14 protein-coding genes and 1 tRNA gene are annotated in these 14,596 nt (G+C 69.2%); 5 read left to right on the top strand and 10 right to left on the bottom strand.

Going from position 1 to position 14,596, the window contains the following annotated elements:
• The first annotated feature begins 27 nt into the window (after positions 1-27).
• Positions 28-100 (top strand) — tRNA-Lys (locus FV560_RS11475).
• Positions 101-107: 7 nt separating this feature from the next.
• On the opposite strand, the gene FV560_RS11470 is transcribed toward FV560_RS11475, so the two are convergent.
• The 4 genes from FV560_RS11470 to FV560_RS11455 form a co-directional block, all read right to left on the bottom strand.
• Complete coding sequence (locus tag FV560_RS11470) at positions 108-527, bottom strand: hypothetical protein (protein ID WP_159621673.1); 420 nt, start codon at positions 525-527, stop codon at positions 108-110.
• Positions 527-889 carry a cupredoxin domain-containing protein gene (locus tag FV560_RS11465; RefSeq protein ID WP_159621672.1) on the bottom strand — a complete coding sequence of 121 codons (363 nt, stop codon included), beginning with the start codon at positions 887-889 and terminating at the stop codon, positions 527-529. Before FV560_RS11465 ends, FV560_RS11470 begins: the two co-directional genes overlap by 1 nt.
• Before the next feature lie 77 nt (positions 890-966).
• Positions 967-1,713: an anti-sigma factor domain-containing protein gene (locus FV560_RS11460; RefSeq protein ID WP_159621671.1), complete on the bottom strand. Its 747-nt coding sequence runs from the start codon at positions 1,711-1,713 to the stop codon at positions 967-969.
• Entirely contained in the window at positions 1,710-2,291 is a 582-nt protein-coding gene (locus FV560_RS11455; protein WP_159621670.1) for an RNA polymerase sigma factor, read from the bottom strand. Before FV560_RS11455 ends, FV560_RS11460 begins: the two co-directional genes overlap by 4 nt.
• Before the next feature lie 123 nt (positions 2,292-2,414).
• On the opposite strand from FV560_RS11455, the gene FV560_RS11450 reads away from it, so the two are divergent.
• Positions 2,415-2,966 carry a COG4315 family predicted lipoprotein gene (locus tag FV560_RS11450; RefSeq protein ID WP_159621669.1) on the top strand — a complete coding sequence of 184 codons (552 nt, stop codon included), beginning with the start codon at positions 2,415-2,417 and terminating at the stop codon, positions 2,964-2,966.
• Between the two features lie 19 nt (positions 2,967-2,985).
• On the opposite strand, the gene FV560_RS11445 is transcribed toward FV560_RS11450, so the two are convergent.
• Complete coding sequence (locus FV560_RS11445; RefSeq protein ID WP_159621668.1) at positions 2,986-3,837, bottom strand: Rossmann-fold NAD(P)-binding domain-containing protein; 852 nt, start codon at positions 3,835-3,837, stop codon at positions 2,986-2,988.
• An 80-nt stretch (positions 3,838-3,917) separates the two neighbouring features.
• Between FV560_RS11445 and FV560_RS11440 the strand changes: the two genes are divergently transcribed.
• A complete protein-coding gene (locus FV560_RS11440; protein ID WP_159621667.1) occupies positions 3,918-4,868 on the top strand; it encodes an AraC family transcriptional regulator in 951 nt (316 codons plus the stop codon).
• Positions 4,869-4,964: 96 nt separating this feature from the next.
• On the top strand, positions 4,965-5,567 hold the full coding sequence (locus FV560_RS11435) for a hypothetical protein (protein WP_159621666.1): 603 nt from the start codon (positions 4,965-4,967) through the stop codon (positions 5,565-5,567).
• Between the two features lie 51 nt (positions 5,568-5,618).
• On the opposite strand, the gene FV560_RS11430 is transcribed toward FV560_RS11435, so the two are convergent.
• Both FV560_RS11430 and FV560_RS11425 read right to left on the bottom strand, forming a co-directional pair.
• Positions 5,619-6,452 carry a type IV toxin-antitoxin system AbiEi family antitoxin domain-containing protein gene (locus tag FV560_RS11430; RefSeq protein WP_159621665.1) on the bottom strand — a complete coding sequence of 278 codons (834 nt, stop codon included), beginning with the start codon at positions 6,450-6,452 and terminating at the stop codon, positions 5,619-5,621.
• Between the two features lie 183 nt (positions 6,453-6,635).
• A complete protein-coding gene (locus FV560_RS11425) occupies positions 6,636-7,004 on the bottom strand; it encodes a hypothetical protein (RefSeq protein ID WP_159621664.1) in 369 nt (122 codons plus the stop codon).
• A 51-nt stretch (positions 7,005-7,055) separates the two neighbouring features.
• On the opposite strand from FV560_RS11425, the gene FV560_RS11420 reads away from it, so the two are divergent.
• Positions 7,056-7,526, top strand: a complete 471-nt coding sequence (locus tag FV560_RS11420) for a hypothetical protein (protein WP_159621663.1) — start codon at positions 7,056-7,058, stop codon at positions 7,524-7,526.
• Between the two features lie 257 nt (positions 7,527-7,783).
• Here the strand turns inward: FV560_RS11420 and FV560_RS20130 are convergent, their stop codons facing one another.
• From FV560_RS20130 to FV560_RS11400, 3 genes are read right to left on the bottom strand one after another with little or no spacing between them, the layout of a single operon-like run.
• On the bottom strand, positions 7,784-9,250 hold the full coding sequence (locus FV560_RS20130) for a peptidoglycan-binding protein (protein ID WP_200837631.1): 1,467 nt from the start codon (positions 9,248-9,250) through the stop codon (positions 7,784-7,786).
• A gap of 14 nt (positions 9,251-9,264) precedes the next feature.
• Positions 9,265-12,288 (bottom strand): hypothetical protein, encoded by a 3,024-nt coding sequence (locus tag FV560_RS11405; protein WP_159621662.1) that lies wholly within the window; start codon positions 12,286-12,288, stop codon positions 9,265-9,267.
• 7 nt (positions 12,289-12,295) lie between these two features.
• Entirely contained in the window at positions 12,296-14,491 is a 2,196-nt protein-coding gene (locus FV560_RS11400; RefSeq protein ID WP_159621661.1) for a hypothetical protein, read from the bottom strand.
• Positions 14,492-14,596: the final 105 nt, after the last annotated feature.

Raw genomic sequence — 14,596 nt, 5'->3', positions numbered from 1 at the left:
GCTAGACGCCGCCGCTCCTCGCGGCACGGGCCTCTAGCTCAATTGGCAGAGCTGCGGACTTTTAATCCGTAGGTTCCGGGTTCGAGCCCCGGGGGGCCCACTGCCCGTCACTGGCCGGTCGGCATGTGCCGCCTCCGACGCGCCACCCGCAGCCCGACGATCGAGCCCAGCACCGCAACCCCTTCGGCGACCGCGCTGAGCGTCTTCTCCGGGTACCAGAACGGGTCATACATCGAGGGCACTGGGCCGAGAGCCGGCACGTTCACCACGCTGTACAGCAGCACCGCGCCGAGCGCCGAGAGCGCCACCAGCCCGGCGAGCGCATAGGCGAGGCGTGACCCCCTGACCAGCAGGAACACCCCAGCCAGCACGGCCGCTGTGGCCTGCACCCGGAACAGGGTGTCGCCGCCGATCCCACCCGGGGCGGCGATCCCCATCTGCTCAGCCAGCCGGTAGTGAACGACGGCGTCCACCGCGAGGCCGGCCACCACCAGCACCCGGAGTCCGATCTCCGGCGCCCGGGACATCAGGACTCCACCGTCAGCGTGGCGGTCATGTTCGGGTGCGGGGTGCAGTGGAACGGGTACTCCCCCGCCGCGTCGGGCACGGTGAAGGCGACTTCCTCACCCGGCCCGACGGACACGTCGAAGATGCCCTCCTCGTCGGAGGTGACCGTGTGCCCGACCGAGTCCTCATTGCGGACCGTGATCGTCTCACCGGCGCTGAGGCCCTCAGGCACCTGATAGGTGAAATCGGAGATCACCAGGGTGGTGCCGTCCGGCTCGGGCTCAGGTCCCGCATCTGACTCGCCCGGGTCCGTACCCGAACTGCATCCGACCAGCAGGAGCAGTACTCCCACCACGAGGGCCAGGGCACGAGGGCGGTCCACGGTGATGTCCATACCTGGTGATACGCACGAGAGGTGCGCAGGGATTGCCTCGATCCGTGCGAATCTGGCCCCGCCGCTCAGAAGCGGGCACTGGACCACACGTACCCGGACTCGCCCACCAGCTCGACCGCCATGACGCCGTCATCGGCCACGATCCACCTGTTCGGACCGTCCGCCTGCACCGACCACTGCCCCATCTCAGCTGTGCTGCCGTCGGCATACTCGACCATGCACGTATAGACCATCCCAGGCGGGCCCTGCGCCACCTCAATCACCAGCATCGGGCCGTCGGAGCTGTCGCTCCGCGCGACCTGCCCGATCCGGTCGCCGTCGGAGGTCATCAGCGGAGCGCTCGCGACGGTCACAGCAGGTGGCGCGTCCTGCTCAAGGAACTGCACCATGGCGCCCCCGAGCACCAGACCCAGCACCCACGCCGCCGCCACGGCCAGCAGCGCCCGACGGCGCCCCCACCCTCGAGCGATGCGGTCACCATCAGCAGTGGTCACCTCCCCCGGCTCCGGCTCCGGCTCGGTCGCCGGATCGTCGCGCAACCGTGCCAGGACGCGCGCCTCGAACTCCGGAGAGGGCGAGTGCCGGGGCACGGCGGGCAGGAGCTGTTCGATCACGTCCGCATGTTCGTCGTACTCGCGACGACACACACCACAGTGCGGAAGGTGAGCACTGACCCGCGCACGGAGATCGGAGTCGGCGTGGTCGAGCGCCACCTCGAGCAGCTGGTCCTCATCGGGGTGCCAGTCGCCGGGCGGGCCCCCTGGGCCAGAGTGCCGGTCGTCGTCAGGGTGGGTGCCGCCGTCGGGGTTCATGCTCGACCTCCTTCCTGGACCTCGCGGCGCAGCCGGCGTAAACCGTCGCGGATGCGCGTCTTGGCGGTACCGAGCGGGATGTTCTCGACCTGGCTGACCTCGGCCGCCGTGCAACCGGCGAGCACGGCCAGCACGACCGCGCGCGCCTGCTCCGGCGAGAGATGGTGCAACCTGCGCACCGCACGATCGGCCTCGATCCGGTGCATCGCGGTCTCCTCCAGGTCGGGTGCGGTGCTGGTGGTCTCGTGCAGCAACTGGTGCAGGATGCCGTCGTCGGTGGGGGTACTGCGGCGGGCGCGAACCGCGTCGATGGCCGCATTGCGGGCGATCGTGAGGATCCAGGTCAGTACCGAGGCGCGTCGTGGGTCGTAGCCGCCGGCCGCGCCCCAGGCACGCAAGAAGACCTCCTGGCTCACGTCTTCCGCGAGCGCAGGATCCCTGGTGATGCTCACCGCCATGCCGTACACCGCCCGCTGGAACCGTCGCACGAACGCCGCCGAGACGCTCGGATCGTCCAGCGCCAGCCCTGCCAGGAGGGCGGCGTCGTCCGCCCGATCGGCTCGGGAGATGGCGTCCATACCTCACCATACGGCTGGGCAGGCGGGAGGGATTGGGTGGGACTCCGGGCAATCTCTGCGGGGCGCGCCGCTCGTACTACTGGTATCCGGCACTTCGGCCGGCCACGAGGAACGGAGACGACGATGCGACGGACACGACTGGCCCTGACGGCGACCCTGATGGGCGCGGGTCTGCTTCTGGCAGGGTGCGCCGATGAGGGCGGGACCGACCCGGCCGAGGATGAGACCACGGCCGAGGATATGGCTGACGAGGACATGACCGATGAGGAGACCGACGACATGTCCGAAGAGGACATGGACGACGGCGACATGATGGCAGGGACTGTCGCCACCGCTGAAACCGACCTCGGCACGATCCTGGTCGACGGCGAGGGTATGACGCTCTACCTGTTCACCAACGACGAACCGGGTGTGAGCAACTGTGAGGGCGAGTGCATCGAGAACTGGCCGGCACTGGAAGGCGAACCGGAGGCGGGTGACGGTGTGGACGCTGCCCTGCTCGGCAGCATCGAACGCTCCGACGGCACCGTGCAGGCGACCTACAACGACTGGCCGCTGTACTACTGGGTGCAGGATTCCGCCCCCGGCGACACCACCGGTCAGGGCGTCAACGACGTCTGGTACGTCGTGTCCCCCGAGGGCGAGATGATCGAGGGTATGGACGACATGGGCTGATTCACGAGTATCGGCTGGCTCACGGGCGACGCCACGCCCCGGCCGCTGCGGCCGCGGATGCGAAGTCCTCGAGCGATCGGGCGGGGTGCCCGAGCACGTCGGCCACAGTGGTGGTCGTGGCACTGTTATGACCGTCGAGCAGCCCCACGAACAGCTCCGCCAACCCGTGGGCTTCCTCGGCCGGGAGGCCGGCCGCCTGTGCATGGGCGGCGAAGTCGGCTGCGCTCACCTGCTGGTAGATCACCGGGTGCCCGGCAGCCTGGCCGAGGATCTCGGCGGTCTCCGCGAGCGATACGGAACGGGGTCCAGTGAGCTCAAGCACCCGCCCCTCGTGCTCGACGCCCTCCGCCAGCAGTGCTGCCACCACCACATCCGCGATGTCGTCGGCGTCGAGGAACGGCTCGGTGATCTCGGCCGCGCCGGGAAGCGCCAGCATCCCGTCGATCACCGCACCGGCGAACGGGCCCTCGGTGAAGTTCTGATCGAAGAAGGCGCACCGCACCACAGTGCCGGTCGGGATCAGCTCGAGGAAGGCGCGCTCGCAGTCCTGCGCAAGCGCCTCGCCGCGTCCGGAGAGGAGCACCACCCGCTGGACCCCCTGTCCGGCAAGGGCCGCCGCCACACCCGTGACGGCGTCCCGTGCGCCGGGTAGCGCAAGGTCAGGTTGGTAGGTCAGGTAGGCGGCACCCACCCCATCGACGGCGGCCGTCCAGGTCGCGGGGTCGGTCCAGTCGAAGGGGTGGTCGCCCGAGCGGGAGGCACGCCGGACGGCGTGCCCGGCGTCGGTCAGGCGGTCGGTGACACGGCGCCCGGTCTTACCGTTGGCGCCGGTGACGAGGATGGGGGCTGGAGTGCTCAGTGTTGTGGTCATGGGTCCATCTCACCGGCCCGCACCGAGACGATCCATCGTCGAGAGGGTCAAGAACATACGCGATCGTCTATCGTCGGAGGATGGACGCGCTGTCAGCCCTGCTCGACGGACCCCGCACCCGTGACACCTATGTGCTGCGCTGCCTGCTGACGCATCCCTGGTCGATCCGCGTCGCTGACGAGGCGCCACTTGCCCTGGTGGCCGTGGCTCGGGGCCAGGCGTACCTGACTTTCGACGGCGCGGATCCGCTCGAACTCACGCCCGGCGATGTGGCGCTGGTCAAGGGGCCCGATCCCTACACGCTCTCCGACATCCCGGGGCGCGCCGCGGATGTCTTCGTCGGCACCGACGAGATCTGCAGGGACGCCTCCGGCGCCTCGATCATCAACCAGATGCTGCTCGGCGTGCGCACATGCGGCAACGACTTCCCAGGTGAGACAGCATTCGTCGTCGCCTGCTACGACCTGCGCGGTCAGGTGACGCCGCGGCTGCTGGGCGCACTGCCCCGCGTCGTGCGCATCCCGGCCTCCGACGGGGATCCTGCCCTGATGTCGATGCTGCATACGGAGGTTGACAAGGAGGCGCTCGGGCAGCAGCTCGTGCTGGACCGGATCGTCGACCTGGTCCTGGTGCAGACGCTGCGCGCGTGGCTCTCCGACCCGAGCTCGGACGCTCCGCAGTGGTGGGCAGCCACCGTCGATCCCGTGGTGGGTCCCGCGATCCGAGCTCTCCAGGCGAATCCCGCACACTCGTGGACGATCGACGCCCTGGCACGCACCGTCGGTGTCTCACGCGCGACTCTGGCGAGGCGGTTCACCGAACTGGTCGGCGAGCCCCCGATGACCTACCTCACCGGATGGCGGCTCACCCTGGCCGCTGATCTCCTCCGCGGCAGTGAGCACACCCTCACTGCCGTAGCCCGTCAGGTCGGGTACGCAACGGCGTTCTCGTTCAGCAGCGCGTTCAAACGGCACTTCGGTGTGAGCCCGCAGGAGTTCCGCCGACCGGCCGAACTCGCCACTGCGCTGTAACGCCACCGATCTGTAGCGCCACCGATCAGGGCCCCATCTCCTGCGCCACCAGATGGTGGGGATTCGATGGGAGAATTGGCACAGGAGGTTGTACTGATGAAGATGCGTGTGCTGCTGCTGGTCTGGGGCGGGCTGGTGCTCGTGTGGGCGGGTGCCGCCGTCTTCGGGTGGGGGAACGTGGAGTCGGGCTCCGCGGACCCGTTGGTGCAGATCCGCAGCGTCGGCGATCTGGTTCCCCAGGATTTGCAAGCGCAGGTGAGTCCGGAGTACTACCTGGGCGAGGGGCACCTGCTCGTGCTGATCGCCGTGACCGCGTTGAGCGTGCTACTGCCACTGCGGGCCAAGCTGCTCCGGGTGGTGGCGGGACTCGCCTACCTAGCCGCGGGCGGATATCTGGGGTACAGCGCGTGGTCGGGCAACCCGCCCGCGGAGGTCGGCACGGTAGCCGGGTATGCGGTGGCCGGTGCCCTGGTCCTCGCCGGTCTGTTCTTCTTCGCCGACCGCCGCAGCGCGGTTGGGGTGGTCGCGGGCGTCGCGGCACTCGCCGGTGCGGTGTGGAACACACACGCCGTGGTCGAGGTGGCGCTGCCCGACCGCCCCGGTCTGGGCGCCATCTGCCTGACGATCGGCTACCTCGCGGTGGCCGCGGGCGCCTTCTCCACCCTGGGCGAGCGTCGGGGCGGACGAAATCGACGGTAATACTGCCAACGAGGACGATATAGCCAACACGTGGCAGTATTCCCGTCGATTTCATCCGGCTCTTCCGGCCATTGGCAGCCGGCGGTGCTCCCCGGTAGCCAGGCGACTGGCGAGGGACGCCGTCGTTTGCTCCCACAACACCCAGATCTGCACAAAGCTCAGCCGGGTTGTGACGTACCCGAGGCGATCAGCCATCAGGTCCCTGGCCCGGTCATTCTCGTAGTCACGGCGGGATGTGTGGTGCGCGGCACTGTCGGCCTCGATGATCCACCGTTCGCCCACCAGCATGTCCACCCAGCCGACCCCGGGAATCTGCACCTGTTGCTGCACGCGGACTCCCCGCGAGCGAAACCAGCGCGCCAGTCTCGTCTCCGACCCCGACTGCGAACGCCGTGAGATCACCCCGAGGTCGCGGCGTGTCCGGCCCGGCAAGCCGCACAGGATTTCCCGCACCGCGGCCGGCGTTAGCGCTTCTTTCGCGAGTGCTGACTCGACCAGCACAGCCGTGTATTCCGAGCTGAGGCAGCGAGCCGCATGGGTGAGGGCGAGCGGCAACGTGGCCACCGGGTCCGGCTCTGGCCAGGCGTCGATGTACGGTCCATGAGGAACCATGCTGCGCAGCTCGTGCCCACGCCGCGCGTACGCATGAGTCTCGCGCACATCCGGTACCCACAACCCGCGCACACGGGCCGCCGAGACGCAGGTCAGCCGCCCACCCTTCGCCAGGGCAGCCACTGCGGCTGCGTCGGCATCGGCTGTCGCGTACCAACCGCGGGCTATCTGGCGTAGCCGCCCGGACGTGCACCGACGTCGGATCTCCTTATCGGTGAGTCCGCGTGCGATCAGATCGGCACGGGAGTAGATGCCCAGTTCAGGCTCGCGCATGCCACCAACCGTGGCCTCGGGCCCTGCCACCGGCGTCCTGCCTCGGCGGGGGTTGTGGATAAGGCGACACCGACCCACCACTCGGCCGAACCACCGCGGCTCCAGGGGCCTAGTATTCGGCGCCTGAGCAGTTCGGGGGCCGAACACTAGGCCCCTGGGGTGGTGGGTCCTCGAGACGGGCGGTCAGGAGTTGGGGTCCCGGTACTTCGACATCGGGTCCGAATCGCCGAGCTTGTTGATCCCAGAGCGGTCGGAGTCGCTGACTTCGGACTGATGACCGGTGAGGTGGGCGCCCTGGCCGACGATTCCCGGACGAGCCCGCGCCGCTCGGTTGCGTTGCTCACGAGCCAGGCTCATCAGCCGGAACGACAGCACCAGTCCACCGATCAGCACCACGGCCACCATCGCCATCACCATCTGGTCGTTCGTGATGACCTCGAACACCATGGCGAGCAGAATGGCCACGAGGATCGCGCCCTCGATCATGGCGAACCCGATGAAGAAGCGCGTCAACGCCCGCCCCGCACCCGCTTGACCAAGCTGGTTACTCATGCCGCCATTCTTCCACGCACGCCGGCCGCGCGCGAGGCTACGCTCGGGTCCATGGCGACCGTCCGGTTCAGTTCCGCACCCCCGGCAGTGCGCCTGCGGCACGTGTTGAACTGGATCAACCTCTCCACACCACTCGGCTTGGCCGTGGCCCGGGCCGGAGGAACTCGACGGCGTCCCGGGCCCATGCTCCTGACCCTCGCCGAAGGCTATCGGTGGCCGTTCCCGACCGGCGGCGCCTTCACCGTCGGCGACGTCGTGATCACTCGCTCCACCATCGGTCGTCTGCAACAGCGGCACCCCCGGGTGCTACGGCACGAAGAGATCCACAGCCGCCAGTGGGCCTACTGCCTGGGCCTGCTGTTCCTACCGCTGTACGGCCTGGCGATGGCGTGGTCGTGGATCCGCACCGGGGACAGGGCGGCACGGTGCTTCTTCGAGCGACAGGCCGGACTCGCCGATGGCGGCTACCAGGACGTGCCGCTCCGCTCCCGGCGCGGCTCCCGCACAGCGCACGACGCGTAGCCGGGCGCCGCCTCGAAGACCGAGCACCCGTCCCACCGTCGTGCCCCTCGCGGAGGTCGGTCCAAAGCCGTGCCTCGCCTGCGAGCAACGACGGCGCGCGACCACGACAGCGCCCGGCAACCCTGATCGCAGTTTCGGGCCTGCGGTCAGGGTCGCCGGGCCTTCCCCAGTCCCCCGGTCTTTGCGGAACTTCTGAGGGCACGGCACGATCGCAACTCGCCTGTGCCGGGCTCGGCCGATCCGCTGGCGTACCTGACCTACCCCAGCTCCGCCCAGGTCGCCGGACCGACCACGCCGTCCGCAGTCAGCCCGTTGCTGCTCTGGAAGCTGCGTACCGCCGACTGGGTGCGCGGCCCGAAATGGCCGTCGGCCGTCATGTTCTGACCCCAGGCGATGAGCCGCTCCTGCAGGTAGACCACGTGCTCACCCTTGTCTCCGTAGCGGAGCGTGGGGCGTGACTGCGGTTGCCCGCCACTGGGCTGGGACGGCTGGCCCGGCCCACCGGGTTGCGTGGGTCCACCTGGCTGAGCAGGCCCGCCAGGCTGTGACGGTCCGCCGGGTTGAGCAGGCCCACCCGGCTGCGACGGCTGACCCTCCAGCGCCGCCCACGTCGCTGGACCGACCACACCGTCCGCGGTCAGGCCCTGTGCCTGCTGGAACTCACGCACCGCGTTCTGGGTGCCGTAGCCGAAGATCCCGTCCACGGCGACCGAGTGGCCGAGCGCATCCAGCCGTTGCTGCAGGTAGGTCACATCCTCCCCGCGCGACCACAACCGCACGGTCGGCCGCGTCGTGGTTCCACTACCTCCACCGCCGGCGCTGCCCCCACCCGCACCGCCTCCTCCGCCAGTGCCTCCCCCAGCGCCGCCACCGCCGCCCCCGCCAGTGGGCGTCGTCACGGTGAACGGCTCCTGAGCCTGGTAGCCGGCCGAGGCTCCGAGCAGGAAGTAGTTCGGCGTCTGGTCCGGAGGCATCAGATCGACGATCCGGCGATGGAACGTCGGGTAGTCCCCGCTGAAGCCACCATCGGCGTAGACCTGCAGCAGCTTTTCGGTGAACAGCCCGTTCACATCCCCGTCGGCGGAGACCTGGTTGTCCTGGCATCCGCTGATGAGGATCAGCTCGGCTGCCATGGACCGGCTCTCGCTGGGACCGGAGAGGTTCTTCACGAACTCATAGGTCCCGCGACGCGCCTCGTAGTCGCGCATCTGCACGTCCATCGGCATCCGCCGGGTCTTGGCACGCGGCTGCCACTGTTCTACCAGCCGCAGCTGCCGGGACTGCTCGGGAGCGGCCATCATCCGCGCCACGGTGCCGGAATGGCAGGAGTCGCTGATCACGAGCACCCGCACGCCCGGGCTGAACTGGGAGTACATCTGGTGCAGCTCGTCGTCGACGATCTGCCGGTCCCACGCCACCCAGGTCTCGTCCTGGCCGTCGTCTTCGTCGCCGGTCGTATCGGGCATCTGTGCGCCGTGGCCGGCGTAGGTGACCAGGCACATGTCGCCCGGCTGGGCGGTGCGGGCCAGCCGCCCCAGTTCGCCGATGATCGCCTGGCTGGTGGCCTGGGAGTCGATCAACGAGGAGGTCTGGTAGCCGTGGGAGAGCGCGATCTGTTCCATCGCGGTCGCGTCGTTGATGCACCCGGCGAGCTCGCCGTCCCAGCCGCCGTAGGCGTTCGGGTCGACGTAGTTGAGGCCGATGTGCACGGAGTATCCGGACATGATGGTTCCCTTCTCTAGTTGTGTGCCGGGTCGACCGGGACGAGAGCACCCTGGGTGCGCACCTTCCAGGTCTGCGTGGGTCCGGTCATGCGGCCCTCGTCGGTGATGCGGTGGATCTCGAAGCTGATCTCGGGGTCCGCGACGTAGCTGGTCAACGGCAGGTGCAGGCGCACCTCCGCCTGCCGGGCGGAGTCGGTGAGGGTGACCGGTGCCAGCTCTCGCCCGTCGAAGCGGGAGGTGATCTCGAGGCCGGTGAGCTCCGCCGTCGAGGGTTTGGCCGTGGCCACGAAGACCAGGCCGAGCTCGAGGTCCTCGATGTAGGCGCGCACCTCCTCGATCGGCTGCCCCGCGGAGGAGAGGGAGTAGACAGGGAGCAGCCCAGGGTCGGAGTCCTCGCTCGCCACGGTCAGTTCCTGGCCCGGATCCACGACGGCGTCCACGGCAGTCACGGGGGTGCCGTCCCGTTCCAGCCCGGTCACCGCGACCGGAACGGCCACCGCATTGGTGAGGTGCTGGGATCCTCGGTCCGGTCTCACGTTCACGGGCCCTGCCTCGTAGGGGCCGGCGATGGTCGCCGTCGAGACGATCACGTCCGCCCGGGCGCGCACATTCCCGGGGAGCGGCCAGGTGGCGTTGCCACGCAGGCCGTCGCGGTCCAGCAGCGCCTTGAGGGCCATCAGCCCGGCGATGTCGGTTTCGCAGACGATGTCGAAGCCGGTGGAGGTGGCCGCCCAGTCGACGCTCACGCTGCCGGGCGCGACCAGGGTCAGATCCGGGGCGTAGTGGGTGTCCTCGGGGCGCTCCAGCCTCGGCTCGGGGTGCAGATCGCGCAGTTCAGCGAGGATCCGGGCCCGGACGTAGCGTGGGACGTCGCCCTGGAGGCCGATCGCGACGATGCATCGCATCTGGGTGGGGTTGTCGATGTCGATCGTGGACTGCACGAGCAGCTGTGGGGTGTAGGGGCGGGGTGCGTCCGGTTCGCTCCAGCCGACGGTGTAGCGATCCGGGACGATCAGGAACGTGCCAGGTGTGCGCAGCGAGCGCAGTACCTGAGCCCACCCTTCGGCGGCGGCGACCTCGACCGGTTCGTAGGTTGTGTACTCGATCTGCCCGAGCTGCATCGCCGGCTGGCAACCGATAGCGGTGGACTCCCTGTCCACCGCGGAGCGGTAGACGTCGCCGTAGGTGGCGCAGGGGACGACAAGGTCGAGCCGGTCGATCGTGACCATCTGCTCCCAGACCTCGCGGACGGGCATGATGCTCATGTCCTCGCGCAGTTGCAGTGGTGGCCGCAGGGTCGCGCCGGCGAGAGTGTGCAGAGTAGGAAGAGCAGCGGGTAGGTTTCGACTTCTCGCGCGAGCCGAGCGCTTCTTCGCCAGACTCGCGATCTTCGGCAGCCCGGCGAGAGCGGCCGCCGTGAGCGTCACCTGCGGGGTGCGACGCCAGCCTCCGAAGGTGGTGGTGGCCACGATCTGCGGCGGGTCGGCTTGAAAGCCGGGGGTACTCAGGGCGCCGTAGGCCAGGCGTGCCCACGTGTCCCGCAGCCGGAACGTCAGCCGCACACCCTCGGGGATCGACGACGCCGATTCCGCAGTGAACAACTCCTGCCGTGCGCGGCCTTCCTCGTCCAGGAAGGGCACCGAGAGCCGGTAGGTCGTCTCGGCCTCGGGCACCAGCTCGAGCTCGTCGGTGGTCTCGGATGCCTCCGCGGACGGACCGCGCTCGAGTTCGACGGTGACCGTGGCGGCGATCGCGGGCCGGCCGTCGAGCCCGTGCCCAGGTTCGGAGGTGATCTCGAACCGGAACGGGCTCTGGGCCGGGTCAGCGACCACCGCCGGCATCGCGAGTCGGTGCCGGGGGGCATACCAGCGCGTGCCGAGGTCCCACCGGTCCTTCCACCAATCCCCGTTCTCGACGGACTGACCACTGCCGACGTCGGGTCCCGGGCGGCGAGTGGGCGTCACCTCGGCCAGGCCGAGCGGGGCGAGAGTCAGTTCGGGGCGCACAGCCACGGCCGAGATCGCCGACACCGACGGGCGAGCGGCGGCAGTCGGACGCAGCGCGGCGGTGATGCTCTGCGCGCTCACCTGGTTGTCCCCCTGCGAGAACGCAGCGATCTTCATCGTGGCTGCGAGCCCCGGACCACGCGTTCCACGCGTGCGGCGCACCGGAGCCAGCGGGCGAAGCTGACCGCGGTCCATCACCACGACATGCGCGACGGCGTCCGGTCCGCCGGCCTCGGCGACCAGCTCGGTCAGGGGTCGAGTGAGTACCTGGGTCGCAGATGCGTTCCCCTCATTCGGCGGTCGGATTGCGCCCGACCCAGTCTCCGGGCCGGTCCCAGATCCGGCTTGTCCCTGCCCGCGCGGGTTGCCTGCGCGCGAGACGGGCAGCGCCTTGGTGACCGTCATCTCCGGTGGTCTGGTGGCGGCGAGCCGCCAGCCGCCGTCATCGGTGAGCTCCAGCACCCAGCGTGCGGCGAGCAGCAGGGTCTCGACCACCAACCAGTCCTCGTCACCGCCGCCACTGATCGCTCCCGCCTCCCGCAGGGCCGAGACGGCGGCCAGCAGGTCGTCGTAGCGGAACTCGGCCAAGCCCTGCCCGCTGAGCGTGTCCCACACCAGGGCGAGGTGCGCCGTCAGGGGCGGGACGGGCGGTGCCGGGTCGCCAGGGTTGGCTTCGACGCGTGCTCGCAGGCGCAGGGTTGGCGCGCCGGCGAGCACGGACTCCATCGTCGCCACGGCGTCGGCCCCGGTGAGGGTGACGCTGAGGGCGACCAGCCCGAATGGATCGGTGGTGAGCTGCTCGGCGAGGATCTCTTCGCCGTCGCCGAGCAGCTCGAGCTGGACGGACCTGACGGTCTGTGCCGTGTGCCCGGCCGCATCCGGGTCGGATCCCAGCTGTGCTGTCAGGGCCAGGGTGGCCGAGGTGACCAGATCGGTCAGGCGGTCGGCCGGGGCCGGGGTGCGGCTCAGGACGAAGGTCGCGGACAGGTCCGGCGAACCGGGCGGGTGCTCGTGCACGGTGAGCGTGGCCATGACTGCCTCAGAGGCTGTAGTCGAGGTACCGGGCGGGCGGGCCGGTACGAACGCCGGTCCGCGCGCCGGCCGCATGGTCGGGACCACCTGCACCGGCGGAACTCTCAGGACCAGCAGAACCTGCGCCGTCGGGAATCATCCCCCGCAGCCGCGCGATGCGCTCCTCCGGGACGTAGCGCACGCCGCGCTCGGGATCGGGCTGGGGCACGTTGACCACAAGCGGGCCGTTGCCGCTGCTGTACTCCCAGTCGCCGGACCACGAACGCCCGGGCTCGAACAGCGTGCCTTTGACGGTCACGTGCACGCGATAGCGGTAGAACGGGCGGAACTCGGGGTCGGAGGTGAACACGGTCCAGAACCGGTCGGTGTCCAGATCGTCCTCACCCCAGGAGAAGCGCACCGAGGGGCGGCCGAGGGGTTCGCGGGTGTCGGGATCGACGGGCTCGAACTCGGCCTCCACCTTCTGGGTGTTGTCGGTGAGGACCACGCCCAGCTCGACCGGCCCGACGGCGAGGCGCCCTGCCGTATCGGCGCGCACCTCCAGCGTGGTGTCGTTGAGCAGCTGCCCGTTGGGTTCGGGGTCGAGATCGATGACGTTGTTGTCGATCTGCACGCGGCGGTACGGGTCGGAGGCCTCGCTGGGTGGTTCGGCCAGGTGCACCTTGCGCTTGACGAAGGTCTTGTCCGGGGACCAGTCCTCGGGGGCGTTCGCCACATCGGAGGCGACCTTCTGCGCCGTCTGGTACTTCCAGGATCCGTCCTCGCCCTCCAGTCCGGCGAAGCTGTGTCCCTCCCACTGGATCTCACCGCTGGTGTTGGGATAGCCGACCTGCACGCTGAGGAACTCGACATTGCCGTCCTCCCAGGCGGCCACCGGGCGCACCACGCGGGCGAGCTTGCGGGGCCAGTCATCGAGATAGACGGTGAGGAAGTATTTGCGCTCAGCCTCCGGGTCGTCCTTGATCTCGTCGAACATGCCGGCCATCGAGCTGGAGATGGTGTGGTCCTGCAGGTAGGCGAACTGCTGGGTCTCGTGGTACTCGAGGTTCAGTCGGGTGGTGTCGCGGCGGTACTTCAGCGCGACGCCCACTCCCCACGGTGTGAAGGAGCCACTATCAGCTTCCGCGGCCTCGACTTCGGGCGGCGGCGGATCGAAGATCATGCCCTTGGCCTGCTCCATGAACTTCTCGTAGACGAGGTTGGACTTCTCGTCCAGACGACGGGCGATCTCCTCCGAGCCGGGCAACGTGGTGTCGACCTTGAGGTCCACCTCGATGGTGCCGTTGGTGCGCATGTTGTTGAACTCGGTCTGGATATCCGCCGAGGCCCAGAACGCGCGGCCGGAGGCGGCGGCCGAGAAGTGCTCGAACACGCGGTCCCAGTTGCCGACGATGCTCAGCGTCACCACCGGCGACCACACCTTGAGCTTGTAGTTCTGGATCACGATCAACGGGGACGCAGTGCCGTGGAAGGCCTCCCAGCAGATCGCGGCCGGGTAGGCACCGATGAGCCCGCTGAAGGCGTGCGTGCCGGTGGGCACGATCGACCCCTTGCCGTTGCCGTGCATCTGCCAGTACCAGGGGTCGAGGTTGGAGCCGCTGCCGCCGGTGAGCACCGGGCTGCCGTCTTCGGCGACGGGCGGCGGGCCGGACTCGTCGCGGGTGCGGGTCAACTGGGGCCGCCCGGCGGTGCCGCGATAGGCGAACCGGGAGCCGCCGGGGCTCGGCAGTGTCGGCAGACCGCGGGAAGTGGGCGAGACGTTGGAGACCGATGTGATGTTCTCGGTGATGATCGCCGGGCGGAAGGTGGGTTCCTTGCGGCGGCCCTTCAGCCCCCAGAAAACGTCCTCGCTCTCGGCGTACTTGGCGGTGATCTGCGACTCGGACTGCCGGCGCACGTGCTCGGGGATGGCGCCGGTGACCGAGAACGTCAGCACACCGCCGGCCACCTCGCCGGGCGATCCGATCACGGCCTCCCCGCCAGTGCCGGCGAAGCGCACCAGGTTGAACAGGTAGTCGCCCGAATCCGGCCCGTCCTTGCGGGCCATCCGCACCAGGTTCGGGATGTAGTAGAAGACCGGCGACTCGCCCTGGCGGATCAGCTCGCGGTTGTTGACGTCGGGCAGATACAGCACGTCGTACCCACCGCTGACGATGGGTTCGGTGCCTCCGGCGTAGGTGGGCCCCATGGCTTGCACGGACATGACGTTCCCCAATCTCGGTGAGAGGTGCTCGTACCTCTCCATGAGGGGATGGGGGGCGGCGTGATACGCCTGATCAGGAGTCGCGCCGGATGTCCCACTCGGCGG

This window comes from Ruania rhizosphaerae (genome assembly GCF_009805705.1).
GTDB lineage: Bacteria > Actinomycetota > Actinomycetes > Actinomycetales > Beutenbergiaceae > Ruania > Ruania rhizosphaerae.
This window is presented reverse-complemented; position numbering and strand designations above follow the sequence as displayed.

What these genes read in the sequence shown, in the direction of transcription:
- FV560_RS11440 (WP_159621667.1), top strand. Translation starts at nt 3,918, where the DNA reads ATGGACGCGCTGTCAGCCCTGCTCGACGGACCCCGCACCCGTGACACC.
- FV560_RS11430 (WP_159621665.1), bottom strand. Translation starts at nt 6,452, where the DNA reads ATGCGCGAGCCTGAACTGGGCATCTACTCCCGTGCCGATCTGATCGCA.
- FV560_RS20130 (WP_200837631.1), bottom strand. Translation starts at nt 9,250, where the DNA reads ATGTCCGGATACTCCGTGCACATCGGCCTCAACTACGTCGACCCGAAC.
- FV560_RS11470 (WP_159621673.1), bottom strand. Translation starts at nt 527, where the DNA reads ATGTCCCGGGCGCCGGAGATCGGACTCCGGGTGCTGGTGGTGGCCGGC.
- FV560_RS11405 (WP_159621662.1), bottom strand. Translation starts at nt 12,288, where the DNA reads ATGGCCACGCTCACCGTGCACGAGCACCCGCCCGGTTCGCCGGACCTG.
- FV560_RS11455 (WP_159621670.1), bottom strand. Translation starts at nt 2,291, where the DNA reads ATGGACGCCATCTCCCGAGCCGATCGGGCGGACGACGCCGCCCTCCTG.
- FV560_RS11435 (WP_159621666.1), top strand. Translation starts at nt 4,965, where the DNA reads ATGAAGATGCGTGTGCTGCTGCTGGTCTGGGGCGGGCTGGTGCTCGTG.
- FV560_RS11445 (WP_159621668.1), bottom strand. Translation starts at nt 3,837, where the DNA reads ATGACCACAACACTGAGCACTCCAGCCCCCATCCTCGTCACCGGCGCC.
- FV560_RS11420 (WP_159621663.1), top strand. Translation starts at nt 7,056, where the DNA reads ATGGCGACCGTCCGGTTCAGTTCCGCACCCCCGGCAGTGCGCCTGCGG.
- FV560_RS11460 (WP_159621671.1), bottom strand. Translation starts at nt 1,713, where the DNA reads ATGAACCCCGACGGCGGCACCCACCCTGACGACGACCGGCACTCTGGC.
- FV560_RS11450 (WP_159621669.1), top strand. Translation starts at nt 2,415, where the DNA reads ATGCGACGGACACGACTGGCCCTGACGGCGACCCTGATGGGCGCGGGT.
- FV560_RS11400 (WP_159621661.1), bottom strand. Translation starts at nt 14,491, where the DNA reads ATGTCCGTGCAAGCCATGGGGCCCACCTACGCCGGAGGCACCGAACCC.
- FV560_RS11425 (WP_159621664.1), bottom strand. Translation starts at nt 7,004, where the DNA reads ATGAGTAACCAGCTTGGTCAAGCGGGTGCGGGGCGGGCGTTGACGCGC.